At 42.4% G+C, this 22,860-nt stretch carries 25 protein-coding genes and 1 pseudogene; 12 read left to right on the top strand and 14 right to left on the bottom strand.

Annotation, left to right across the window (positions count from 1 at the left end; all coding sequences use genetic code 11):
• The first annotated feature begins 430 nt into the window (after nt 1-430).
• Both hemG and R2I63_RS03695 read left to right on the top strand, forming a co-directional pair.
• Nucleotides 431-1,612 carry a protoporphyrinogen oxidase gene (hemG, locus tag R2I63_RS03700; RefSeq protein WP_316359008.1) on the top strand — a complete coding sequence of 394 codons (1,182 nt, stop codon included), beginning with the start codon at nt 431-433 and terminating at the stop codon, nt 1,610-1,612.
• Between the two features lie 53 nt (nt 1,613-1,665).
• Nucleotides 1,666-1,827, top strand: a complete 162-nt coding sequence (locus tag R2I63_RS03695) for a hypothetical protein (protein WP_316359004.1) — start codon at nt 1,666-1,668, stop codon at nt 1,825-1,827.
• Between the two features lie 9 nt (nt 1,828-1,836).
• Here the strand turns inward: R2I63_RS03695 and R2I63_RS03690 are convergent, their stop codons facing one another.
• The gene (locus tag R2I63_RS03690; protein ID WP_445083674.1) at nt 1,837-4,383 is read right to left on the bottom strand and encodes an ATP-dependent Clp protease ATP-binding subunit; all 2,547 of its coding nucleotides are present in this window, start codon (nt 4,381-4,383) and stop codon (nt 1,837-1,839) included.
• Nucleotides 4,384-4,591: 208 nt separating this feature from the next.
• Between R2I63_RS03690 and R2I63_RS03685 the strand changes: the two genes are divergently transcribed.
• Nucleotides 4,592-5,296: a lipoyl protein ligase domain-containing protein gene (locus R2I63_RS03685; RefSeq protein ID WP_316359001.1), complete on the top strand. Its 705-nt coding sequence runs from the start codon at nt 4,592-4,594 to the stop codon at nt 5,294-5,296.
• The gene (proS, locus tag R2I63_RS03680; protein WP_316358999.1) at nt 5,293-6,789 is read left to right on the top strand and encodes a proline--tRNA ligase; all 1,497 of its coding nucleotides are present in this window, start codon (nt 5,293-5,295) and stop codon (nt 6,787-6,789) included. Before R2I63_RS03685 ends, proS begins: the two co-directional genes overlap by 4 nt.
• Nucleotides 6,790-6,856: 67 nt before the next feature.
• Here the strand turns inward: proS and R2I63_RS03675 are convergent, their stop codons facing one another.
• Nucleotides 6,857-7,066 (bottom strand): hypothetical protein, encoded by a 210-nt coding sequence (locus tag R2I63_RS03675; protein ID WP_316358997.1) that lies wholly within the window; start codon nt 7,064-7,066, stop codon nt 6,857-6,859.
• Between R2I63_RS03675 and R2I63_RS03670 the strand changes: the two genes are divergently transcribed.
• Nucleotides 7,065-7,193 (top strand): hypothetical protein, encoded by a 129-nt coding sequence (locus tag R2I63_RS03670; RefSeq protein WP_316358994.1) that lies wholly within the window; start codon nt 7,065-7,067, stop codon nt 7,191-7,193. The two genes, R2I63_RS03675 and R2I63_RS03670, sit on opposite strands and share 2 nt — an antisense overlap.
• On the opposite strand, the gene R2I63_RS03665 is transcribed toward R2I63_RS03670, so the two are convergent.
• The 4 genes from R2I63_RS03665 to R2I63_RS03650 all read right to left on the bottom strand — a co-directional run bounded on the left by R2I63_RS03665 (nt 7,184) and on the right by R2I63_RS03650 (nt 10,014).
• Entirely contained in the window at nt 7,184-7,375 is a 192-nt protein-coding gene (locus R2I63_RS03665; RefSeq protein ID WP_316358992.1) for a hypothetical protein, read from the bottom strand. The two genes, R2I63_RS03670 and R2I63_RS03665, sit on opposite strands and share 10 nt — an antisense overlap.
• A 215-nt stretch (nt 7,376-7,590) precedes the next feature.
• Entirely contained in the window at nt 7,591-8,751 is a 1,161-nt protein-coding gene (locus tag R2I63_RS03660; protein WP_316358990.1) for an aminotransferase class I/II-fold pyridoxal phosphate-dependent enzyme, read from the bottom strand.
• Nucleotides 8,752-8,807: 56 nt separating this feature from the next.
• Nucleotides 8,808-9,065, bottom strand: coding sequence for a hypothetical protein (locus R2I63_RS03655; protein ID WP_316358988.1), 258 nt, complete (start codon nt 9,063-9,065; stop codon nt 8,808-8,810).
• Nucleotides 9,066-9,363: 298 nt separating this feature from the next.
• Nucleotides 9,364-10,014, bottom strand: a complete 651-nt coding sequence (locus R2I63_RS03650) for a hypothetical protein (RefSeq protein WP_316358986.1) — start codon at nt 10,012-10,014, stop codon at nt 9,364-9,366.
• 60 nt (nt 10,015-10,074) lie between these two features.
• On the opposite strand from R2I63_RS03650, the gene rnc reads away from it, so the two are divergent.
• The 7 genes from rnc (at nt 10,075) to R2I63_RS03615 (ending at nt 16,389) form a co-directional block, all read left to right on the top strand.
• Nucleotides 10,075-10,782, top strand: coding sequence for a ribonuclease III (rnc, locus tag R2I63_RS03645; RefSeq protein WP_316358983.1), 708 nt, complete (start codon nt 10,075-10,077; stop codon nt 10,780-10,782).
• Nucleotides 10,783-12,153 (top strand): DNA repair protein RadA, encoded by a 1,371-nt coding sequence (gene radA / locus R2I63_RS03640; protein WP_316358981.1) that lies wholly within the window; start codon nt 10,783-10,785, stop codon nt 12,151-12,153.
• A gap of 119 nt (nt 12,154-12,272) precedes the next feature.
• On the top strand, nt 12,273-13,529 hold the full coding sequence (locus R2I63_RS03635; RefSeq protein WP_316358979.1) for a uroporphyrinogen-III synthase: 1,257 nt from the start codon (nt 12,273-12,275) through the stop codon (nt 13,527-13,529).
• 72 nt (nt 13,530-13,601) lie between these two features.
• Complete coding sequence (gene accD, locus R2I63_RS03630; RefSeq protein WP_316358977.1) at nt 13,602-14,564, top strand: acetyl-CoA carboxylase, carboxyltransferase subunit beta; 963 nt, start codon at nt 13,602-13,604, stop codon at nt 14,562-14,564.
• Nucleotides 14,561-15,004, top strand: coding sequence for a dUTP diphosphatase (dut, locus tag R2I63_RS03625; protein ID WP_316358975.1), 444 nt, complete (start codon nt 14,561-14,563; stop codon nt 15,002-15,004). The genes accD and dut overlap by 4 nt, the downstream gene beginning before the upstream one ends.
• Complete coding sequence (locus R2I63_RS03620) at nt 14,982-15,482, top strand: PTS sugar transporter subunit IIA (protein WP_316358972.1); 501 nt, start codon at nt 14,982-14,984, stop codon at nt 15,480-15,482. Before dut ends, R2I63_RS03620 begins: the two co-directional genes overlap by 23 nt.
• Before the next feature lie 178 nt (nt 15,483-15,660).
• Nucleotides 15,661-16,389, top strand: a complete 729-nt coding sequence (locus tag R2I63_RS03615; RefSeq protein ID WP_316358970.1) for a PTS sugar transporter subunit IIA — start codon at nt 15,661-15,663, stop codon at nt 16,387-16,389.
• Between the two features lie 249 nt (nt 16,390-16,638).
• On the opposite strand, the gene R2I63_RS03610 is transcribed toward R2I63_RS03615, so the two are convergent.
• The 8 genes and pseudogenes from R2I63_RS03610 to R2I63_RS03580 all read right to left on the bottom strand — a co-directional run bounded on the left by R2I63_RS03610 (nt 16,639) and on the right by R2I63_RS03580 (nt 22,810).
• The gene (locus R2I63_RS03610; RefSeq protein ID WP_316359730.1) at nt 16,639-17,109 is read right to left on the bottom strand and encodes an IS630 family transposase; all 471 of its coding nucleotides are present in this window, start codon (nt 17,107-17,109) and stop codon (nt 16,639-16,641) included.
• Nucleotides 17,096-17,464, bottom strand: a complete 369-nt coding sequence (locus R2I63_RS03605) for an IS630 transposase-related protein (RefSeq protein WP_316356349.1) — start codon at nt 17,462-17,464, stop codon at nt 17,096-17,098. The genes R2I63_RS03610 and R2I63_RS03605 overlap by 14 nt, the downstream gene beginning before the upstream one ends.
• A 34-nt stretch (nt 17,465-17,498) precedes the next feature.
• Nucleotides 17,499-17,609: pseudogene (locus R2I63_RS10615) on the bottom strand (RNA-directed DNA polymerase); the annotation flags it as partial.
• A gap of 101 nt (nt 17,610-17,710) precedes the next feature.
• The gene (locus tag R2I63_RS03600; RefSeq protein WP_316358967.1) at nt 17,711-18,469 is read right to left on the bottom strand and encodes an IS3 family transposase; all 759 of its coding nucleotides are present in this window, start codon (nt 18,467-18,469) and stop codon (nt 17,711-17,713) included.
• Nucleotides 18,466-18,741, bottom strand: a complete 276-nt coding sequence (locus R2I63_RS03595) for a transposase (protein WP_316355858.1) — start codon at nt 18,739-18,741, stop codon at nt 18,466-18,468. The genes R2I63_RS03600 and R2I63_RS03595 overlap by 4 nt, the downstream gene beginning before the upstream one ends.
• 301 nt (nt 18,742-19,042) lie before the next feature.
• Complete coding sequence (locus R2I63_RS03590) at nt 19,043-20,236, bottom strand: ISAs1 family transposase (RefSeq protein WP_316358951.1); 1,194 nt, start codon at nt 20,234-20,236, stop codon at nt 19,043-19,045.
• Between the two features lie 95 nt (nt 20,237-20,331).
• Entirely contained in the window at nt 20,332-21,588 is a 1,257-nt protein-coding gene (locus tag R2I63_RS03585; protein ID WP_316358966.1) for a hypothetical protein, read from the bottom strand.
• Nucleotides 21,566-22,810 (bottom strand): hypothetical protein, encoded by a 1,245-nt coding sequence (locus R2I63_RS03580; protein ID WP_316358964.1) that lies wholly within the window; start codon nt 22,808-22,810, stop codon nt 21,566-21,568. The genes R2I63_RS03585 and R2I63_RS03580 overlap by 23 nt, the downstream gene beginning before the upstream one ends.
• Nucleotides 22,811-22,860 lie beyond the last annotated feature (50 nt).

Raw genomic sequence — 22,860 nt, 5'->3', positions numbered from 1 at the left:
TGTGTGATAATTACACATGAAAAAAAGCTCTTTTGAAGTTAGCCTTTTTTATATAAATGACCATGAGAGACTGTCTATTCAAACACGATTTACCAGTAAAAAAATTCGCTGCAGATTTAGGGATCTCAGCATCATAGCTCTATCAACTGCTTAAAAAAGAAAGAAAGGCATCACTAGAATTAGCCCTTAAGATTGAAAGATATACCCAAGGAAAAGTTTCTGTTGATGAATTGCGCAAAGAGGGAGTAGAGGTCAGAAGTTCTGATAGCCTAAATGTCTTTCAGAAAGTGATTGAAAGTAAGCTTAAATCAATTGAGTTTTTTTTAAAAATTTTGACGAAAGAGTCAAAATTCTTGAAGAGACTATTGAACTCCATTAAGTATAAAAATCTGTCACATGTTAGTCTTACGTTATACAAAGGATACATGCTATGGAAAAAGTTGTGATTGTTGGTGGGGGAATCTCGGGTCTTGCTGCACGGTACAGGCTTTCAAGGCAGTTCCCAGAGGCAGAAATTACTCTTTATGAAAAAAGTGGACGCCTTGGGGGGTGTATTGAGTCGTCGCAAGATCCTTATTTCTTCGAAAGGGGGCCCCGAACAATTAAGGCATCGCGCAGTGGCGCGCTTCTTCAGCTCATTGAGGAGCTCGACCTTCAATCGGAAATCATTTATTCAAGCAAAAATGCAAGAAAGCGCTATCTCTGGGTCGACCAAAAACTTCGTTCTCTTTCCTCTTTTATTCCTAAGCTTATTCCAGCGCTTCTTAGAGAATGGCGCCAACCTTACCCTTGGGCTGGCGATGAGTCGATTGCCTCTTTTGTAGAGCGGCGTCTTGGAAAATTTGCAGCCGAAACGTTGTTTGATCCTTTGACCCTGGGAATTTTTGCAGGAGATATCCATCACCTTTCGATTTCTGCCTGCTTCCCAGAGCTTAAAGCAATGGAGCAAAGGTATGGATCGCTGACACGCGCATTTTTTAAACGAAAAAAAGAGAAAAAAACAAAAGGACTTCTGACTCTAAAGGGAGGACTTCAAATCCTTATCGATCGACTTGTCGAACAAGGAAAAGGCGCGATTCATGTGAACACTCCACTAGAGGAACTGCCAAAAGAGAGGACAATTCTTGCCGTTCCATCTTCAGTTGTTCCCTCCTTTTTTAAAGGAGACGCTGTCGTGGAAACTTTTTTCGAATCGGTCCCCTCTGTTCCCTTAACTGTTGTGAATATTGCCTTCAAGGAAGCAGGACTTACTCCACAAGGATTTGGGTATCTCGTTCCCTCCAAAGAAAATGAAACAATTTTAGGAGTTGTATTTGATTCCTCAATCTTTCCAAGTCAAGACCAAGAAGGGGAAACACGTCTGACTGTTATGCTCCGCAATGGAGGGAGAGAAGAAGCCCTTTCTGCACTCAAACGACATCTAAGGATCGAATCATTTCCTTCAGCAGTGCATGTCAAAACGTATCCTCATGCCGTTCCGCAATATGGAGTGGGTCATCTCGAAAGAGTCGACGTTTTTAAAGAACATCTTAAAGAGCATTATCCTCATGTGACCTGTATTGGCAATTATCTTGAGGGAGTGTCATTGGATAGTTGTATCAAAGCAGGTTGATGCTAAGTCAATAATCCATGATATGTATATGTCTCCGACAAAAGAGGAGGGAAATGAAACGATCCATTACTTTCATCCCTTCTTCTTTCAACAAAAGGGAAAAGTTGCACCAGAACCCAAGTGTGGCCAATGCCAATGCTAACTTTGGCATAGCCATCCCGGTAGCAGGAACTTTTGCTATCACCGGAAATACCACACTAAGTATAGAGTTATAGCGCCCAACTTTAACTCTCTTCTTCATCCTTCGTGGTTGTTGAGCCAGCGAGTTTTTTCTTTTTCTCTTTTTTCTTCTCTTCTTTAGGAAGATCTTCATCGGTGAATGTGATCTTTTCATCCTTAAAATCGATGACGATCTGCTTAGGTTCATCACCTTCGAGAAGAAGTTTCTCAGCAAGAGGATCTTCAAGGAGTTGTTCGATGCAGCGACGCAAAGTACGAGCACCCATTTCAGGCTGATGTCCTTTGTCAACAAGATGGGTTTTCACATTACCGGTGAGCTGAATAATGATATTTTTTCTTTCGAGTCGCGCTTTGAGTTTTGCAACCTCAATCTCAATGATTTTCATGAGGTTATCCTTATCAAGAGCTTTGAAGATGACGAGGTCATCTAGACGATTAATAAATTCTGGCTTGAAGTGTTTTTTCACCGCTTTGTCGATCTTATCTTTCATGGTATTGTAGTCAGGCATCCCCTCTTTAACTCCAAAGCCAACCTCAGTTGTGCGGCGGATTAAGTCAGAGCCAAGATTAGACGTCATGAGGATAATCGTGTTACGGAAATCCACTTTGCGTCCCATAGAATCAGTGAGTTTTCCATCTTCAAGAATTTGAAGGAGGAGATTCATCACATCAGGATGAGCTTTTTCGACTTCGTCAAAGAGGACAACAGAGTAAGGGCGACGACGGACCTGTTCGGTAAGCTGGCCACCTTCCTCGTGCCCTACGTATCCTGGAGGCGATCCTGTCATGCGGCTCACCGCGAACTTCTCCATGTATTCAGACATGTCAACTTGGATCAGGGCGTCTTCTCCACCAAACATATGAATGGCAAGTTGCTTGGCAAGGAGGGTTTTACCAACCCCTGTGGGTCCAAGAAGGAGGAAGGCACCGATGGGACGATTAGGATCTTTGATATCGGCCTTGCTGCGACGAAGAGAGCGACAGACTGTATCGAGTGCCTTCTCCTGTCCAACGATATAATCTTTTAGGATCTCGTGCATTTTGAGAACTTTCGATGCCTCCCCTTCTGTCAAGCGAGACATGGGGATGCGGGTGTGTTTTGCTACGACAGATGCAACATCATCTTCATCAACAACAACTTGATTCTCTTCTTTATTCTTTTCCCAAAGGGTGATTTCTTTGGCGAGTTTTTCGCGCAGATTTTTTTCATTATCGCGAAGGTTTGCAGCTTTTTCATACTCCTGCTTACCAATCGACTCCTCTTTAGCTTTGCGGAGTTCCTCAATTTGAATCTCGAGCTGATGAATCTCTTGAGGCTGGTGAAGCATCGAGATCCGCGCTTTTGCACCTGCTTCATCGATTAAGTCGATTGCTTTATCGGGGAGAAACCGTCCTGTGATGTACCTATCAGAAAGGTAAACAGCGCTTCGAATTGCTTCTTCGGTATAGATACACTTGTGGTGTTCTTGATATTTTTCTTTGAGTCCTGTGATGATTTCTGTTGCTTCTTCCACAGAGGGAGGAGCGACTTGAATTTTCTGGAATCGACGCTCTAAGGCGGCATCTTTTTCAATATGTTTTCGGTATTCATCAAGGGTTGTGGCACCAATACACTGAATTTCTCCACGCGAAAGAGCGGGTTTTAAAATATTTGAAGCATCAATCGCGCCTTCAGCAGCTCCTGCTCCCACAATTGTATGAAGTTCATCGATAAAGAGAAGGATGTTTCCATGCTTCTTCACTTCATCCATGACCGCTTTGATACGCTCTTCGAACTGTCCTCGGTACTTCGTTCCCGCAATCATAAGGGTCAGATCAAGAGAAATGAGCTTTTTCTTTGTCAGGTGATCGGGGGCTTCTCCATTCACAATTGAGTGTGCAAGCCCTTCAACAATTGCCGTTTTACCAACACCGGCTTCTCCAATAAGAACAGGGTTGTTTTTTCGGCGACGGCAGAGGATTAAGATCAGGCGCTCGACTTCATTTTTTCTTCCAATCACAGGGTCAAGCTTTCCTTCCCGGCAAAGTTCTGTCAGGTCATGTCCATAAGCACGAAGTGCTGGGAGCTTTTCTGATCCAGGCGCAGATGAAGCTCTTTCTTGCCGAGGCGTTGAAGGAGACCCAGACATTCCCATTGGAGGAAGTTGAAGGTTAAAGGTTTCAAGCTCTTTTAGAACCTCTTTTCGAACTTCTTTTAGGTTGATATTGAGATTTTCTAGGATTTGAGTGGCAACACCATCAGTCTGTCTTAAGAGTGCTAGGAGAAGGTGCTCTGTTCCCACATAATTATGGTTTAGAGCGGCCGCTTCTTCGTTTGCATATTCAAAGACCTTCTTCACCTTTCCAGTGAGAGCTGGGTCCCCATAAACTTGAATCTCAGGTCCAAAGCCCACAAGGCGTTCCACTTCAGCCAAGACAGTGTCGTAATCGACATTGAGATTGCGCAGTACGTTCACTGCAATCCCTTGCCCCAGCTTGAGGAGGCCGAGCAGAATGTGTTCCGTTCCCAAGTAATTATGATTGAGGCGTTGAGCCTCTTTCTTAGCGAGTTTTATGACCTGCTTGGCCCGGTTTGTGAACTTATCAAACATCATGATGCCCGTGGTTTTATTAGTCTAAGTTGAAACACTAATCTCATTAAAGATTAATATTTTAAGCCAAACTAATCAAGTGATTATATTCCCCTTCCATAATTTGTATTCTGCCCATGTTATCATTTTTTTGGGAATTTAAATTGTGCCCTGTTTTTTTATCTCCTTTTCTGATACGTTTTAACCTCTTTACCAGGTGTGATTAGCAATGTGGAAAATTTTAGATACCGGCACCGCTTCCGCTCAAAAGAACATGGAAATTGACCGGGACCTTCTTGAAAGAATGCAACCAAGCGACGCTCCCATTCTCCACTTCTATGATTGGGAGGGGGATGCGGCGACTCATGGCTATTTTCTAGATCCGGGCAAGTTCCTAGACTTAGGGGCGGCAGGTCAAATGGGCCTCTCTTTAGCCCGTCGTCCTACCGGTGGTGGAATCGTATTTCATGTCAGCGACTTAGCTTTTTCAGTCTTAGTCCCCGCAGATCATCCTCATTTCTCACTTAACACACTCGACAACTATGATTTTATCAATAGCGCGGTTAAAAGGGGAGTAAAGACTTTTTTTGAAAACGAACCCTCTCTTCTCCCAGATGAGCCGACCCCTCTCGATGAGAATTGTCGTCACTTCTGCATGGCTAAGCCCACAATCTATGATGTGATGCTAGAGGGAAGAAAAGTGGCTGGAGCTGCCCAAAGACGACGAAAACAAGGATATCTTCATCAAGGAAGCATTGCAATCGCTCTCCCTAAAGAATTTTTTTTAAACTCGATCCTCCTTCCTAATACCCAGGTCCAGGAAGCAATGCTTTCCAATACCTTCTCTATTTTAGGGCAAGGATGGACTCAAAACGATCTAATACAGGTGCGAGAAACTCTCAAACGCCAACTTCAGAAGGAACTGACGCAATGAATAAGCCAAGGACTGCAGTAAGCCCAACGCGGGAAGAAGACTATCCAGAATGGTATCAACAAGTAATCAAAGTGGCAGAACTTGCCGAACACTCTCCCGTGCGAGGATGTATGGTTATCAAGCCTTGGGGCTATGCTCTGTGGGAAAATATCCAACGGATCTTGGACCGTCGGTTCAAAGAAACGGGGCACCAAAATGCTTACTTTCCTCTTTTCATTCCCTTGAGTTACTTGGAAAAAGAAGCAAAGCACGTTGAAGGGTTTGCTAAAGAGTGCGCGGTTGTGACTCATCATCGCTTGGTACAGGGAGAAGACGGAAAGCTTGTTCCTGGTGGAGAACTCGAAGAGCCTCTTATTGTGCGGCCTACCTCTGAGATGATTATCGGTGATATGTTCTCTAGGTGGATCGAGTCTCATCGCGACTTGCCTCTTCTTATCAACCAGTGGGCAAACGTTGTCCGTTGGGAGATGCGTACACGTTTGTTCCTTCGCACAGCAGAGTTCCTTTGGCAAGAAGGGCATACCGTGCATGCGACGGAAGAAGAAGCGCAAGAAGAAACCCGTCGGATGCTCGATATTTACGTTGACTTTGTAGAAAACAAGCTTGCGATTCCTGTCTTTAAGGGGGAAAAAACCGAAAGCGAACGATTCCCTGGGGCCGTTGCGACCTTTACCTTCGAAGCCATGATGCAAGACGGAAAGGCCCTGCAAGGGGGGACTTCCCACTTCCTTGGTCAAAACTTTTCTAAAGCTCAGGATATCACCTTTCAAGATAAGGAAGGAAACCAAGTGCCTGCTTGGACGACCTCTTGGGGGGTGACCACTCGCATGATCGGGGGGATGGTGATGGTGCATGGGGACGACGATGGCCTCGTTCTCCCTCCTCGTATCGCTTCAGCTCAGGTTGTAATCCTTCCCCTTATCCATAAGCCCGAGGCCAAAGAAAAGGTTCTTGCCTACTGCCGCGAGCTAAAGAAGAAATTGCAGTCGATCCACTACTGCGAAGATCTTCTCACTGTTCATCTTGATGAGCGCGATATGCGGAGCGGGGAGAAGGTGTGGTCTTGGATTAAGAAAGGGGTGCCAATCCGTATCGAAGTGGGACCTCGTGAGCTGGAACAAAATCAGCTTTCTATTGCTAAGAGAAATAAAGGACATAAGGATTTTGAAAAGCAATCAGAAGAAGAACTTCTTAATTCTGTTGTTGATCAACTTGAGGAGATCCAAAAGAACCTCTATCAAAAAGCGAAGGCTTTTCGTGATAGCCGCGTAAAAGAGGTCAACACCAAAGAAGAATTCTATAACTTTTTTAAGAAGGATACGGGGTTTGCCAGCTGCCATTGGTCAGGAGACTCTGCAGTTGAAGAAATGGTTCAAAAAGACTTAAGTGTGACGATCCGGTGTATCCCACTAGACGGTCCTAAAGAAGAAGGAACTTGCCCATTTACTGGGAATCCGAGCTCCCAGAGAGTCCTCTTTGCAAAGTCCTATTAAAACAAAAAAGGCGCAGTCTCCATAGGATGTGCGCCTTATAATTTCGCTTAGAAAGCGATTATTTTGCTTAAAGACGTTTCGTATCAAGTAGATTTCTAACGATTTGCTGAAAGGCTTCTGGTGATCGGCTTTCTGTATGATCTCTTAGAGTTGGGATGTAAGACTCAGGGAATTTTCTACCAGCTTTCTGAGCCCACTCAATCATTGTCTCAATGTGTTCTGATTCATTTAGAGGTTTTGGTTCGGCAATATTTACGCGAGCAGCCGCTGCCGCCATGTTAGAAGGCTTAAAAGACAGGCCTCTTTTTTCAAAACAAACTAAGAATAGACCTGCGATCAAGATTGATAAAGAGACTTTAATGGGGGACATCGAAGAATATCCAGATGCCTTCTGCTATGAATGAGCCAATCGTTTAAACGTAAGGGGAAAGAGCACATGAAGGGGGAGAGTCCAAGGCAAATCTTGCCCTGATTCATATCTTTTCAAGATTCCCTTGCGGGCAATAAAAATATGAAAAATTTCTATAGCAAAGACAGCTAGAAAGAAATTAATGTAGACTTCGATCTTTTGCTTTTTTGTATACATCTTTTCTTCCTCTTATTTCAGCTTAGAGAAAAGATCAACTCACACAACACTAGTTAAATTAAAAAAAACTAATATTGTATACTAATAAATATATATTACAGGCACCAATTGGGTTAAAAAATTCCTGGGGGGCTTTGTCTAAAAGCTGAAGAATATAAGAGCCCATTTGCCGCATTGGTATGGCAGGATCTTCTAGAATAGAAGAGTATTCCTTCCTATACAACAGAGAGGCTGGGTTCCTCGCGGAGGCTTTGGAGAGTTTCGACTAAAAGATTTATATCCTCTGGAATATGCAATGCATTCACCGTGAAGCAGAGGCGCATTGCTCCTTGGGGAACAAGAGGAGGGCGGAGCGTTGTGGCCAAAATATTTGTTTTGAGAAGAGCATTTGATAGCCTGAGACATTCACTTTCTTTTGAGCAAGTAAGAGGGATGATATGACTGGTTCCACTCCCGATATCCCAGTGGTTATTTGTAAGGAGCTCTCTAAGAGTATGGCTGAGCATGTCTATCTTTTGCCTTTCTACGTGCATGTCTGGAATTAAGTCTAGGGAGCCGCTTATTGCCCCAAGTCCTGCAGGAGGAAGCATCGTTATTTCAAGAAGCTCAGGATTGAATGCTAAAAGGTAGCTTCGAAAAAGTTGGTTGGTTGCAAGGTACGCGCCAAACGTTCCTGATTGCTTTCCAAAACTTCCAAACACCACATCGATTCCTTTTCGATGAGATGCAAGACCCATTCCGTATTTTCCCATAACACCCACGCTGTGGGAGTCATCGACGTAAGTAAGCGCACCATATTGATCCGCCACCTCCACGACTTTTTTCAGGTCAGCAGTCATGCCATTGATTCCAAATAACGATTCAGTCACAACCCATTTGTGGTTTGTGCTATTTGTTTTTTCAAGTAAAGCTCGCAGCTGCTCTAGATTATTATGCTCATAGCGGAAGACTTGAGCACCCGAGCTAATTGCCGCTTGAATCAATCCATGATGACAGTACCGGTCGATAAAAATCATGCAGCGGTTGTTCATAAGAGTCGATAGGATTTGCTGATGAGCATTATATGCCGATGGGAACAGAAGAGAGGTTTCCTTTCCAACCAGGTCAGCAAGTTTTTCCTCTACAGCGCGGTGACATTCCAAATGCTCCGTCACAAGGCGGTTAGGTGTTGTTCCTGCGCCCCACTCCAAAACATACTTAATCGTATTTTTTTTCACATAAGGGTGTCGAGAAAGGCCTAAGATGTCGCTTGAGGTGAAGTTCAGACGACTATTGTCGTTCTTTTCCTCCAACGCAGCTACGCACCTAAGTTGCCTGTACTCTTTTTGTTCCTGCTTTTTTTCAAGCGAAGTCTGATAAAATTCGTACTTGCTCACCCTAACAGAGTACGCCCCCTGAAAAATAATTTCAAACCTAATCTATGAGTGTATCTTCAAGAAGCTGTTTCTTCGGATTCAACCTGAGTTTTTTTTGCTTTGAGCACGTTTCTTAACGTTTGCAAACCAAAAGCGTTTTTTGGCGCAATGGCAAGAGAATCTGTAAGCTTTTTCTGAGCCTTGTTAAGTTTCGCTAATAAGCGCAGTGTTGAGGTGTGTTCGGGTTTGATAGCAAGGGATTTCTCAAAGGTGTCCCGAGCTTGGCAAAGTACAAAGAGACGAGAAAATCCAGAGAGAAAGTGTTCTTCCAGCAATAATCTTCGACCTATTGAGCGTAATATTAAGGCATTATTTGGCTCAATATCAAAAGCTCTTATCAGTATAGATTGAGCCTCATTGAGTTTAGTTAAGCAATCTGAGCCCGGTCTATAGATCTATTTTGATTAAGTTGTGTGTAGTGTGATCCGTTTAGCTTAGGCACATTGCTAAGGGGAGTAATGCTTGAACTGACAACTGACATGATTATTCCCTCCATCATGTAAATAAATTTGGGGGAATTCTATTGAGAAATGGAATTGATTTAAACTAATAAAATAGAAGAATAATTATTTATTATGGAGTGATGGCAATGGGATGCGTGTCTGGGCGCACGTGATCGCCGAAGCCATAGCCGAGCTTTTTTAGAGCATGGGTATGAGGATCGGTAGGAGTGAGGGTGTAGAGAGCATTTTCCACTGAGTAGATAAAAAAGAGTTGGGTGAGTTGAGAGGTCTTGGTAAGGTAGTCGAATGAGATGGGAAGCCTTGTAGAGAAGAAGGTGGCGCTTCCAGGTTTTTTAGGTTGAGGATCGTCGAGCTCTTCGGATGAGGAGAGGTGGAGAATGACCCCGCATGATACTTTTTGAACTGAGCAGAGGTTTTCAAGAGGCATCGGTTCGTTGAAAACTTTTTCCTCTGAGAGGCTCCCGGAAAGGATTTGGCTTGATGCTAAACGGAGGGTGCGCTCTTTTGTAAGCTGCGAGACGATTTCGGCAAGGCGAGGGCTTAGCACGGCTTTTGTAATGCGGGGGTCGTCTTGCCAGCAGTGGCTCCCTGCTAGGTAAACCTTTTTAGGGTTGCGGTTCTTTCCCATCCGTTTTGTGAGAACATCTTCAACAGCCTCTTCGAGCGAAAGCACGTCTTCAAGAGTCAGAAGATCTTCAAACTCGATGTAATGGTTCCGATAGAAGAAATCAAGATGATCTTTAGTAAGCGCAAACCGCATGTTTACCTTTTACAATATATTTGGTAGGATCATTATAATGATTTTAGAGCCAGAAGTCCAATGAATACGTATGATCATTTGAGGAAAGGCGTTCCTCTGATTGAAGCACAAATTAACTATATATTTAAAGAAAAGTCGTTGATCGAGCTTGCCTTTATTCACCGTTCATTTACCAATGAGAATCGCGATGTTGTTGAGGGGCATAATGAGCGATTAGAATTTTTAGGTGATGCTATTCTTGGGTTGATCGTCAGTGATTTTCTGTACAACTATCTTCCTGATCGCCCTGAAGGAGAGCTTTCATATCTCCGCTCTCGTTTGGTTGAAGCTCCAGCCTGCACGTTGTATCTTCAAAAAATTGATTTAGAGAAGTTTCTCATGGTTGGAAAAGGGGAGGCTATGAATGAAGGAAAGGGACGTGGGACGATTCTTGCGGATCTTTTTGAAGCAATCATTGGAGCACTTTATCTTGACGGAGGAGTTGAAGCAGCCCGCACATTTTTCTTTGATCAGTTCAGGGAGGATGTTCTCTCAATCATTGAAAAGCCTCATCGAAACTGGAAGGCTGAGCTTCAGGATTATTGCCAAAAAAACCACCAAAAACCCCCAGATTATGAAGTGCTCAAAGAGGAGGGACCTGATCATCTCAAGACCTTTTTTATTAAAGTGCACCTCGACAATAGAGAGCTTGGTCAGGGGAAAGGGTCTTCCAAAAAAGAGGCAGAGCAAAGCGCTGCAGAAAACGCAATTGAAAACTTAGGGTTATAAATGGTCAAGCAGAAGTCGGTTTGGGTGTGCAATGAGTGCGGTAATAAGCAATTCAAATGGACAGGAAGTTGCAATATTTGCAAGAGTTGGGATTCTCTTGCTGAAGAGCTTGAAGTCAGTGAAAAAGTCGGACGGTTTGAAGCAAAGGTTTCTCGGGAAACCAAGCCCGTATTAATCGAAGATGTCGATGCCGCAAATTTCAAGCGTATGCATACAGGATACCGAGAGTTTGATCGCTTAATGGGAGGGGGGATTGTTTCAGGTTCCCTTAACTTGCTTGGAGGCGAGCCGGGGATTGGAAAATCTACGATGCTCCTCCAACTTTCCAAGCGCTTAGCTGATCAGGGACTGACAGTCTTATATATTTGCGGAGAAGAGTCGGCAGAACAAACCTCTCTTCGAGCCAAAAGGCTCGGCATTAAGAGTGATAAAATCTATCTCTATAGCGAAACGAATTTTTCTCAAATTCGTGCACAAATCGAAAAAATTCATCCTGATGTCTTGATTGTCGATTCCGTTCAGATTGTTTATAAAAGTGAGCTTTCCTCTGCCCCTGGTTCTGTGACGCAAGTGCGCGAGATTGCCATGGAATGTATGCACCTTGCCAAAGGGAGTGGAATCACAACGTTTCTTATAGGTCATGTGACGAAAAGCGGCGATATCGCGGGGCCACGCGTGCTTGAGCATATTGTCGATACCGTCCTTGAGTTTGAAGGGGATCGTCAACATGGATATCGTCTGATGCGCTCGGTTAAAAATCGTTTTGGACCGACAGATGATGTGGCTCTTTTTCAGATGAATGAAAAGGGATTGGTTGAAATTCTCAATCCCTCATTGACTTTTTTAGAAGAGAGAATGACCGGCGCTCCGGGGTCTGTTATCATTCCAACGATTGAAGGAACCCGCTCTTTGTTAATTGAGGTGCAGGCTCTTGTTGCCCCCAGCTCTTTTGCAACCTCCACTCGGCGCTCCACAGGTCTTGATCCTAAACGGCTGACCCTTCTTCTCGCCGTTCTTGAGAAACGGATGGGGTATCAACTTCATGCTCTCGATGTTTTTGTTTCCATTGCTGGGGGGATGAAAATTACCGAGCCGGCGATCGATCTTGGTACGATTCTAGCCATCGCTTCTTGTTATTGTAACAAGCCTATTCCCTCAGACACAATTGTGATGGGAGAAGTGGGGCTTGGCGGTGAAGTGCGAAGTATTCCTCGCATTGAAAGTCGTATTAAAGAATCCATTAACATGGGATTCAAGCGGTGTATTCTCAGCACTAAAAATCTCAAAGGCCTTAACAAGAAACTTTCAGAAAAAATTGTACTCCAAGGCGTCACTCGTGTTGAAGAAGCGATCAAGACATTGCTGGGATAATCGCAAAACCTATGCGATTAGTGACATTCCTGACAGGCTCTTAATAAATTACTCTTGTGGTGTGAAAAAAAAAAGTTTATGCTCGGGGCTTTGGGAGTCTTTTGGAGGAGCGTTTATTGATGAAAATAAAGGTGGGAGCACGGGGATCGAAGCTTTCGCAGCGACAGGTGGAAGAGATTATAGGAGAACTCGGGATCGAGTATGAGTGCAGGTGGGAAGAAACTGTGGGGGATCGAGACCTTGTTTCATCGCTAGGTCCGATGGATAAGACGGATTTTTTCACGAGGGAAATAGATGAAAAAGTCTTAGGGGGACAATACAATGTGGGGATTCACTCAGCAAAAGATTTGCCAGACCCAATTCCAAAGGGGCTTAGTCTTGTTGCCCTAACACGGGGAATTGATTCAAGTGATAGCTTAGTCATGCGAGACGGAGATCGGTTAGAGACTCTAAAGAGGGGAGCTGTGATTGGCTCTTCATCTTTTCGTCGCAATAAGGTCGTTAAAGGGCTGCGCCCTGATTTTCTTTGCAAAGAGTTGCGTGGGCCCGTTGACATGCGATTAGAGATGCTGGACCGAGGAGAAGTCGATGCACTTGTTGTTGCTGAGGCGGCCCTGATCCGGTTGGGCTTAACAGGTCGAAATCGGGTAACCCTTCCTGGGAAGGGAGCACCGCTCCAAGGGAAACTTGCTGTGGTCGCGCGAGATGGGGACTTTGAAATGGAAGAGGTATTTAAAAGTTTAGACTCTCGAAAAAAGAAAAGGGTTCTTTATTTAGGAACAGAAGGGAAAAAGGGGATGGAGCACCTTCCGCTTATAGAGATTATTCCACGCGATTTTCAGGGGTTTGAAATACAAACAGCAATGGCCGACTTTTCTGAGTATACCCACGTGATACTCACAAGTAAAAATGGGGCGCGAATTTTTTGCGATTGCATGGAGTATTACAAGGTGAAACTTCAAGGAAAAAAGGTTTTTGCGGTAGGGAAGGTAACTGCTAAAGCTCTAGAAGAGAGAGGGGTAAAAGTTGATGAAGTGGCAGTAGAAGAGACCCAGGAAGGAGTGATTCACCTCTTGGCAATGGAAGATTTGGATGATGCCTATGTTCTTCTGCCGCAATCTTCAAGAGCACGTTCTGCACTTTCCTCTTCCTTGATGCTCCGGAGAGTGCGTCATCAGAAAGTGTCCATTTATGATACAAAGAAAAAGATTCCAGGTGTCAAACCAGATTTAAAAAGTTTTGACGAAATTATTTTTACGAGCCCTTCAACAGTTGAAGCTTTTTCAGAAACTTTTACAGCGGTACCCAAAGGAATTAAATTGACGGCGATAGGAGCAATTACGCGCAATATTTTAAAAATTAAATTACAAGCTTAGGGATGATCAAGGTTGTGTTCTTTTGACCGGTTTGGTAACCTTTCGGCAAATACTTAATCAAGATGGCTTGATATGAATTTTTTAAATCTTTTTACACGTCGTCGACAGATGGTTCAAGTCGAGTCGACGAAAAAAGACGGGTTTAGTGGTTGGATCAAATGCACGAAATGCGAAGAGATGGTCCATGCTAATGAACTTCAATCGAATCACAATTGCTGTCCAAAATGCGAACATCATTACCGTCTTTCAGCAATACAGCGCGCCGATCTTCTTGCCGATGAAGGAACTTTTGAGGAACTATTCAGTGAAGTCCATCCTAAAGACCCTTTAACCTTTGTTGATTCCGAACCCTATATTCAGCGCCTAGAAAGAGCGCAGAAGAAGACGGGCCGGAATGAAGCGATTCTGGCTGGAACCTGTGAAATGGGAGGGAATAGAGTCGCTCTTGGGATTTTAGACTTTGGATTTATGGGCGGATCGATGGGATCCGTTGTTGGGGAAAGAATCACACTCCTAATTGAACATGCATTAAAAGAGAGTATTCCAGTTATTCTTGTCTCTTCATCTGGAGGAGCACGGATGCAAGAGTCAGTTTACTCTCTGATGCAGATGGCAAAAACTTCTGCAGCACTCGCAAGACTTCACAATGCTGGAATTCCCTATATTTCTGTTTTGGCTAATCCCACAACGGGGGGAGTGACGGCATCATTTGCATCTCTTGGAGACATTATGATTGCGGAGCCAGATGCTTTGATTGGATTTGCAGGACCACGGGTTGTAGAGCAAACCATTCGCCAAAAGCTTCCCGATACAGCTCAGAAATCTGAGTTTCTTCTAGAGAAAGGAATGATAGACTGCATTGTTAAGCGGGGTGAACTTAAAGAAAAAATCGTTTTCTTTACTGAGTTCTTAACAGGAAACCAAAAACTCCCTGAAAAGAATGGTAAGAAAGTAGAGCAAGAAAAACTTGACGATCTCATCGCTCTTTCACAAAAAGAGCGGGAAAAAAACGCGATTAAAGTTAGTAAGCCATGAAACAACATGATGTCCCCATAAAACTAGAGGAGGGGGCAGAGCTCCCCACCTACGGATCCGAAGAGGCAGCGGGGGCGGATGTCCGTGCGCTGCTCCAAGAAGAGCTTGTCATAGTTCCCGGGGAGAGTAAGCTTGTTCGTACAGGGATTCGCTTAGAAATTCCAAAGGGCTTTGAAGTTCAGGTTCGCCCTCGAAGTGGATTAGCGTTAAAGCATGGCATTACTGTCTTAAATACCCCAGGTACAATTGATTCTGATTATCGCGGCGAAGTCGGGGTGATTTTAATCAATCACGGCAGGGATCCCTTCGTAGTCACGCCAAAAATGCGAATAGCGCAACTAGTTTTTGCACCAGTTTTGCAGGCATGCTATAGAGAAGAAGACAAGCTAAGAACGACAGAAAGAGGGGAAGGCGGTTTTGGCCATACTGGAACGCATTAACCATCTCTTTAAGAAAGGAGAAGACGTGACTCTTTCAGAATTTATCCAAGAGGAAGTGATCTGCTTTTTAGAAGCAGAAAGTCGAGATGAGGCGCTAGATCAAATGGTAGAAGCTCTTGCAGATGCAGGTGAGCTCGGTGATAAAGTAGAATTTCGCGAAGCTATTTACAAAAGAGAGAAAATCGTATCGACTGGAATTGGAATGGGGGTTGCTATCCCTCATGCGAAACTTCCCACATTCAGCCGGTTCTTTTTAGCTGTGGGGCTTCAAAAAGCAAAGGAAGGGATTAAGTGGGATGCAGAAAATACACCTCCTGTCCGCTTGATCTTTTTGATTGGAGGGCCTGCTAATCGGCAGACAGAGTACCTAAATATTCTTTCTCTTTTAACAGCAGCGATTAAAGATGAAGATCGAAGAAAAAATTTGATCAATTCTAAGACAAAAGAAGACGTTCTCGCCCTGTTTGAAGGTTTATAGTCTCGACTTTACCCATTTTTATCCATCTTTTGTCATCTTTTTCATTTTAACGACCCGCCTTATGTTTGGGCTGTTACTGCTTGCACTAGAAAGAATTCATGGCGGAAATGTTGCAAGAAAGTCAAAATTAATATAGGTTTGTCATCATAGAGTCAAAGGTGATAAACCAGGGTGTGAGATGGATCTAAAGATTAAAGATGTAGCAGAGTTGCTGAATGTTTCCGAAACAACCATTCGACGGTGGCTTGCAGAAGGAAAGATCCCTGCTTATCGCCTTCATCATCAATACCGGTTTAGTCGCATTGAAATCGAAAACTGGATGCTTAGCTGCCGTCTTCAAAAAGAGACAGGAAACTTCCTTCCTTCCACAGAAGAACAAATTTTCCCTCCCAAAAAAGAAAAGAATGAAGAACAAGATAGCAAAAAGGGAATGCAACAGTTTAGCCTGTATCGTGCAGTGCACAAAGGTGGGGTTTTCACAGATCTAAAATCTACAAAAAAAAATGCCATTATTCGAGAAACTATGGATTGTGTTTCGGGAGAATTGGGGATGGACCCTTCGGTTATGTCCGACCTTTTACTCGATCGAGAAAAATTGATGCCCACAGCCTTGAATAATGGGATTGCTGTTCCTCACACACGAGATTTTTTGCTGAAAGGACCCACAGATGTGGTTGTGATTGTTTTCCCAAAGGAACCGATTGATTGGGGCGCCCTAGATGAAGCCCCTGTCCACACACTCTTTTTTCTTTTTGGCTGTGATGACAAAAGGCATCTTCATCTCTTAGCAAAGCTTGCTCACCTTAGTAGCAGTGATGAAGCTTTGGAGTTGTTTCGCTCGAAACCTGAGAAGAAAGAACTTCTTGAATACATCAAGGATTGGGAGTCTCGGGTCGGAGCCAAATAATACGGTCTTGGTGCAAAAAATTCTTTTCAGGGAAAGTCTGCTTTTACCTCCCTTTTTTGTCTTTTAGAAATCAAGCCGCAATCCCAAACAATCCATTCATAAACATTTTTTGATATAAAATGTCATTTCTCCCTATGCCTTCTATTTGTCCTTTACGGATCATATGAATCGATTCATATCCAGAGATCGTTGCTTCTGCTGTCCTGAATGTTTGTAACCATTGGCTATAGACAAAGTGACTTAAATTAGTTATAGGCAGTGCTCCTTGAAAAGTTCGTCTATTCCACATTGATATTTTCTTCGCTTAGACTTTGCCTGTGCCCACTTGTGTTCAATAGGGTTTAGATCAGGGGAATAGGGAGGAAGATATTCCAAGGTATGGCCTGCAGCGTGGATCTTCTCTTGCATAGATTTGCTTTTATGGAATGAAGCATTATCCATAACCAGAATACTTTCAGAGGGAAGTTTCGGTAGCAAGTCCTCCTCTGCCCAAATGGAAAAGGCATCTGTATTAATATTGCACTCGAATAACGCAAGTGTAAGGAGGCTTGTTCCAAGTAATGCCCCTATTGCATTTGTTCTTCCTTTTGCTCCCCAATCATGAGTACCAAAACATTGCTGTCCTATTTTGGAGTAACCGTGGGTGCGGGGCATATCATGGGCAAACCCGCTTTCATCAATATATACAATTGGCTTTCCCAAACGTTTATATTCTGCGATTTTTCCTTGAAAGATTTGTCTTTTTGTTTCGCAGGCCTTGGGATGGTTGAGCGTTTTTTTTATAGCTAATTCTTAACCTCTTCATGGCACACCGAATGCCTGAAGTGCTTACTTTGAGACGATGTGCTCGTTCATAGTTGAAGGCATCAGGGTATTTCTTGATATCCTCCATCAAGATCTCTCTATCAATCTTTATTGCAGGTCTGATTTTAGTGCGCCTCGGCTCTAACCTCTTAGACCAGAGAAACACACTATTTACACTTACTCCAAAGCGTCTTGCTACTTGGGCAAAGCTTAATTTTTCTTTGCTTCGGATTGATAGAACTTTTTTTCTAAAATCTAGCGAATATGTCATTCAAAAAATTATAACTAAAACGAAATATTTTAGCTATAACGATATCATCTGCATACCGCTTATATGGATTTTGCGGAAAATTCCTCTCCATCCATTTATCAAAAGCATAATGAAGAAACAGATTTGCCAATAGGGGGCTAATGACTGTAGTGCTCCCCATTAAGCAAGCAAAAAAACTGTGAGTATTTTATTTTGTCTTTGCTGTTTATGACAGCTTCACTTTTTTTCTATTGAGGGGGAACGTTATCATGCTACCTCTTGCTTACTAAAATTCTCTTCTACCCACTCTGGAGATCTGTATCCTAGAGCAGAGTGAAGATAAGTCCGATTATAATTTTCTACCCATTCACTTAGTGCATCCTCTACTTGCTTCACCCCTTTCCATTCCTTGATCCAAAAGAGCTCTTCTTTCAACGTTCGGATGCTTCTTTCTGTTTCAGCGTTTCCTTTAGGATTGTTATAGCTTGTAAATATTTGATTTATTCCCAGGGTGTTACAGGTTTTCATAAACCGTGTTGACGTTGGCTGGCAACCATTGTCAGATACAAGGTTAAGCTCTTTGCCCAACACTCCTTCAGGATATTGCTTTGATAACCCTTCATCCAAGGCTTCTAGCCAGTCTTCTGTTTTTGAGACTAGTCCTACCTGTTTTCCAACGATCTTTTTACTGTACCAGTCCAACACAACTACAACATACACCCAACCGATTTCAGTTTTGATCTTTGTCATATCGATTCCCCAGATTTCGTTAGGTTTTTTCGCCTGTGGCTTTGGCCTTAAAGAGCCTCTTTTGGCTCTCAGCTTTGTCTCTTTATTTACCAGTAAGTTATTCTTCTTCATTATGTTGTAAACTCTCTTCTTGTTTACAACTATTTGATCTACATACGTAAGATGAGCCCAGATCCTTCGATAACCCCAGAATGGATGCTCTTTTTTCAGCTCTTCCATTCGCTTCAAGATCGGCTTGTTTCTCTCGATGACAGCTATGGAGGTTTTTCTTCTCATAGCAACTCTTCTTCGGTTTTTTTTAACTCAAGCGTTAACCCTCCTATAAGAGCTTTAAGTTTCTGATTCTCACATTTTAATCTTTCTTCCCGAGAGGTTGGCTTTTTTGCTTCAAAAGGTTTGTCAAGATTAGATAAAAACTGCTCTCTCCACTGATAGTATTGGGCTTGGCTAATCTGATAATCATTGCAGATTTCGGCAACTTTTCTCCCTTTAATCCCCTCTAGAATTGCTCGGGCTTTGGTTCTCCCATCCCATTTTCTTGGTTTCATAAACTCGTCTCCTTATTGTTTTTTTGACCAGTTTACTCTACGTTTTCCTTTATTGTCTTAATGGGGAGCAGTATAGTTTAGCTACCGCTTTTAAAAGCAGCTCATGGTCTAGATTATCAAAGAATCCTTGAATATCAAGATCGATCACCCAATCATATTTCCAGCATCTTTTCCTTGAGCGTATCTCCTTATTTATGGAAAATTTATTCAACTTTCCAAGGATATGCTTATTTATTCCCAGACACAACATTCGGTTATACCTCTATGACAATATCTGAGGGTGTTCAGATACAGGGACTTTTCATAAAAAAGACTTTACAGAGGTGTCGTTGATTAATATTCCAAGTAGTTTAATAAGATAGCTATCGTTCCACCCAGCTAGGCGCCGTCTCTTTGCTATCCCTTTTGTTCCCTTTGCATCTACCTGAAGTATCGACTGCGCCATTCGCCGAAAAACCGCAAAATTCTCAGGGGCATTACCCGTGCTTATACAACAGGCATCTTCTTTGAAAACTACGTCCATCATCCAATGAAGATGGTTCTCTATTCCCCAGTGCCCTCGCACTAGCTTTATCGCCTCCTGAGGAATTAAAGAAAGGCTTGAGATGTAGTGACGTTTTTCTACGCTAACTTTCCCCCTAACTTCTCGTCTTGAAGTTACTTCGATAAGAGTCTTTAAGTCTTGCCACTCTTCTCGACAGTCTAACCATTCTAGGTTACTGGCTACAGCAACTTCTCGCTCCTCGATTCTTCCATGAGCTTTTTCAATTTTCTTGGCCCTAGCACACTCTGCCCCTTCATATTCAACCTCCCTTGCCTGATCGAAGAAGTTTTGGGCTTCATCATGTAAAGTTCCTTGGTTGCCTTTTAGAGCTATCACGTAATCGCCTCCTGCCCTGCGAATGTCTTCCACAATTTTTTTCTGACAGCCTGCAGCGTCAATAGTGATAATTGATCCTTTGATATCTATGGCTTTTATCAATTCTGGAATGGCAGTAATTTCATTTGATTTTTCCTCTGTTTTGACTTGGCCTAGCAACAAACTTCGACCTGTTTCCCAAGCCGAGACAAGATGAACTGTTTGCTTGGATGCCCCATTGAGCCTTTTACCATCGATTGCGATAATTTGCTTTTTCACTTCAACAGGAAGAGCTTTCATCCATCGAATGAAAGTCTCTTGTAATTTTTGGGGGTTTAGCATAACGAGAAGCCACCAAAACACTGTATAGCTGGGAGGTTTTTTGATTCCAAGAAGCCGTTGGAATAAGCTGATTTTTGTACATGCATACTCATGAATATGGATGATAGCATTAGCCCCAGCTATGACCGCTGCTAAGATAATGACTAGTAGGGCAACCAACGGATACGACAAGTTATCTTTAGCACGTGGATCTTGGATATCTTTGAATTCTATTTCTATGGACTCAATGAAGGCTTGCTGATCTAGGGGTTGATCTACTTCAGAATAGAACTTGGCCACTTGTTTCTTTGACATAAACACCTCTAAGTTAATCAGAAGTGTTATCTTCTGTTAAATCTTAGTCGATGTCAAAACTTTTTTATGAAAAGTCCCTGGTTCAGATATTGTCTTTAACGCTTTTTCTTATATTTTCTAACTAAAGATCCAGCTCCCCCTACAACTGTAATTATCAAAAGGCTAGTGGATAGATATGAAAACTGAGTCAAGCAGACGTTATAAAACTGTAAGCTGTTTATTATTGTAGCTAAAATCCATGTAGTAAGATAAACCAGTTGATCAATGCTAGAGACTTGATTTGTCCTCTTTAGCTTAACAATATATGCAAAAATAAATATACAAGCCAAATTGACAAGTGCAAGATCTGTTGCTTCAGCAAATTGCTTGGCAGGTAAAAAGTCTCCAACTGTCGTAAAGACTGTTGTTAGACCCAGCCCTAATATTAGGAGTTCTTTTTTTCCTAGAAACGATTCAGGTGCAAGAAGTTCCCAACCAACTGAAGCAGAATATATATTAGTAACATTGGAAGACATTGTTGACAGAATAGTAAATCCCAATAGAGCATATTTTAATATGAGGGTAGTTCCTGTCCAATCATTTGCATGGCCATGCATTAACTCAAAAAAAACAGGAGCAATATAAATTCCGATTACTCCTAATCCTAGGCAAATTATCTGAGTAGCGATTAGTGCTCTTATTGCAGTTTTCCAAGACGCTCCATGTCGGAAAAAAGTGGGGAAATCTGCTGTTACTCCTAATCCTGTGGCGATTAAAAACCCAAATCCTGAGAAGGGGATATAAGGTTGTGCCTGAATCATATTTATTTCGCTAACAGGAATAAAATATGTACATATGATAAGAAAGATCAAGAGAACCGGGAATGTAAACGTACAAAGTCTACGAATTAGTTTCATATTGCCTATGCAAAATAGTGTACTAATGATACCAAGCAAAACACTAATTCGAATCCATTGATTGCTTTTTACATTTTCGTTTTGGAAAATTAATTTGATAATTGATCTTGTACCGATACTCATCAGCTCCGTAAACCAAAACAGTGTAGAAGCAAGAAGAAGTATTGCAATAATATATCGTCCGCACTTACCCATATAGTTACCAGCAAGATCAAGGGTGCTATGCCGTTTTTTGTAGCTCATAGACAACACGCCAAACCGAATAATTCCTAAGATAAGATTCCCAATAAAGAGTGTTAATAAAGCTCCTAACAAACTGTTTTTTTGTGAGATAACAAAGCTAGTGGTAATCAGAGGAAGGCCGGACCATACCACAAGCTGAATAGAAGAAAGTTGCCATGCAGTCTGCTGTTTATCAGTAAGAGTGTTGTTTTCACTGACCTTTTCTTGAGTCATCTTCCCTCGCAAATATTCCTTTAGCAGCCCAAAATAAAGACTCTAGAAAGATAAATAAGAGGTACATGATGCATGTGATAGAAACCCCAAGCAATAGAGGAACAGCCCCTTCTTGAGAGCCTTTTATTACTGATATAGTACCTGCAACAGATCCTGCTAACCAGCATAACAAGTTAATCAATCTTTCTATATAATTAAGCCTATGGCCTAATGTAACTCGAATGAGATATCCTACTAACAAGACTATACATAGAGTTCCTAACCAACAACTAGTCAGTACAGTGACAAGTTGTGAGATTTCAGGATTTTGAGAAACCATGTATATTGCAACACCAATTAGGCCTATAACCACAGATCCTCTTGCACCTTCAAATTTAGGGCAATATGTTTCCCAACAAGCAGATGCATAGTAAATATTAACTATGTTAATACAAACTACAGTTAGTATTGAAAACACGACAGTCAGTATCCTGAAATAGTCTGGATTAGAACCAAGAAAATGACTACTAAATTTGAAATTTAACCCTAATGCAGAAATTTGAAATACTGTAATCAGTGCTACCATACAACCTAGGCCTAGAATAGCATCTTCTTTGGATTTTGCATGACGAAAAAGTGTAGGCAGATTCAGTGCTCCTGGAAGAAGTGTTTGAACTATGGAAATTATTCCAGAAGATGTGGGCAGTACTGAACTAGAAATTGTAGTCATTGAATGATCTGGATGGAAAAAACTTAGAAGGTGGTACACAAGTACAAAAGGGAAGCTGATAAGAGTTACTCTTTTCAACACGCGAATCCCTCCTGCAGACAAGAAAGTTATAAGGAGTCCCAGGCTAGCGCCTATTCGCAATATTGTAGACGCCTTTTCCAGTCCAAAGACAGGGGCAATTACTGACATAGCTCCATGAAGCTGTTGAACAAACCAGTTCAGAATTGCAGCCATTAAAATCAACCAAAGGAACATCGAACTATAATTACCGATGTAGCTACGGATGTTTTCTATCGCATTTGACGAGTCTTCATCAGCCATAGATATTACAGCAAATCCAATTGCCCATATGATCAGACTGCCAATAATTATAGCAGAAATTGCGGAGACTTTCCCATATTGCAGCGAAATATGCTCACCCACTTTAAGCATTGGAAGTGTATAAGCAGTGCTTAGAATCAAAGCTAAAACAACCCATTTTTGGTCCCGAATTAGGGGCTTACAGGAAACCATTAAAAAATCCTTTCCGTTCTTTTAAAAGACAATTAACTTGTAAATACAAT

Origin of the sequence: Candidatus Neptunochlamydia sp. REUL1, assembly GCF_963457595.1 — a bacterium.
In the GTDB taxonomy this organism is placed as follows: Bacteria; Chlamydiota; Chlamydiia; order Chlamydiales; family Simkaniaceae; genus Neptunichlamydia.
The sequence above is the reverse complement of the archived record's forward strand: the minus strand, read 5'-3'. Positions and strand labels throughout refer to the sequence as shown.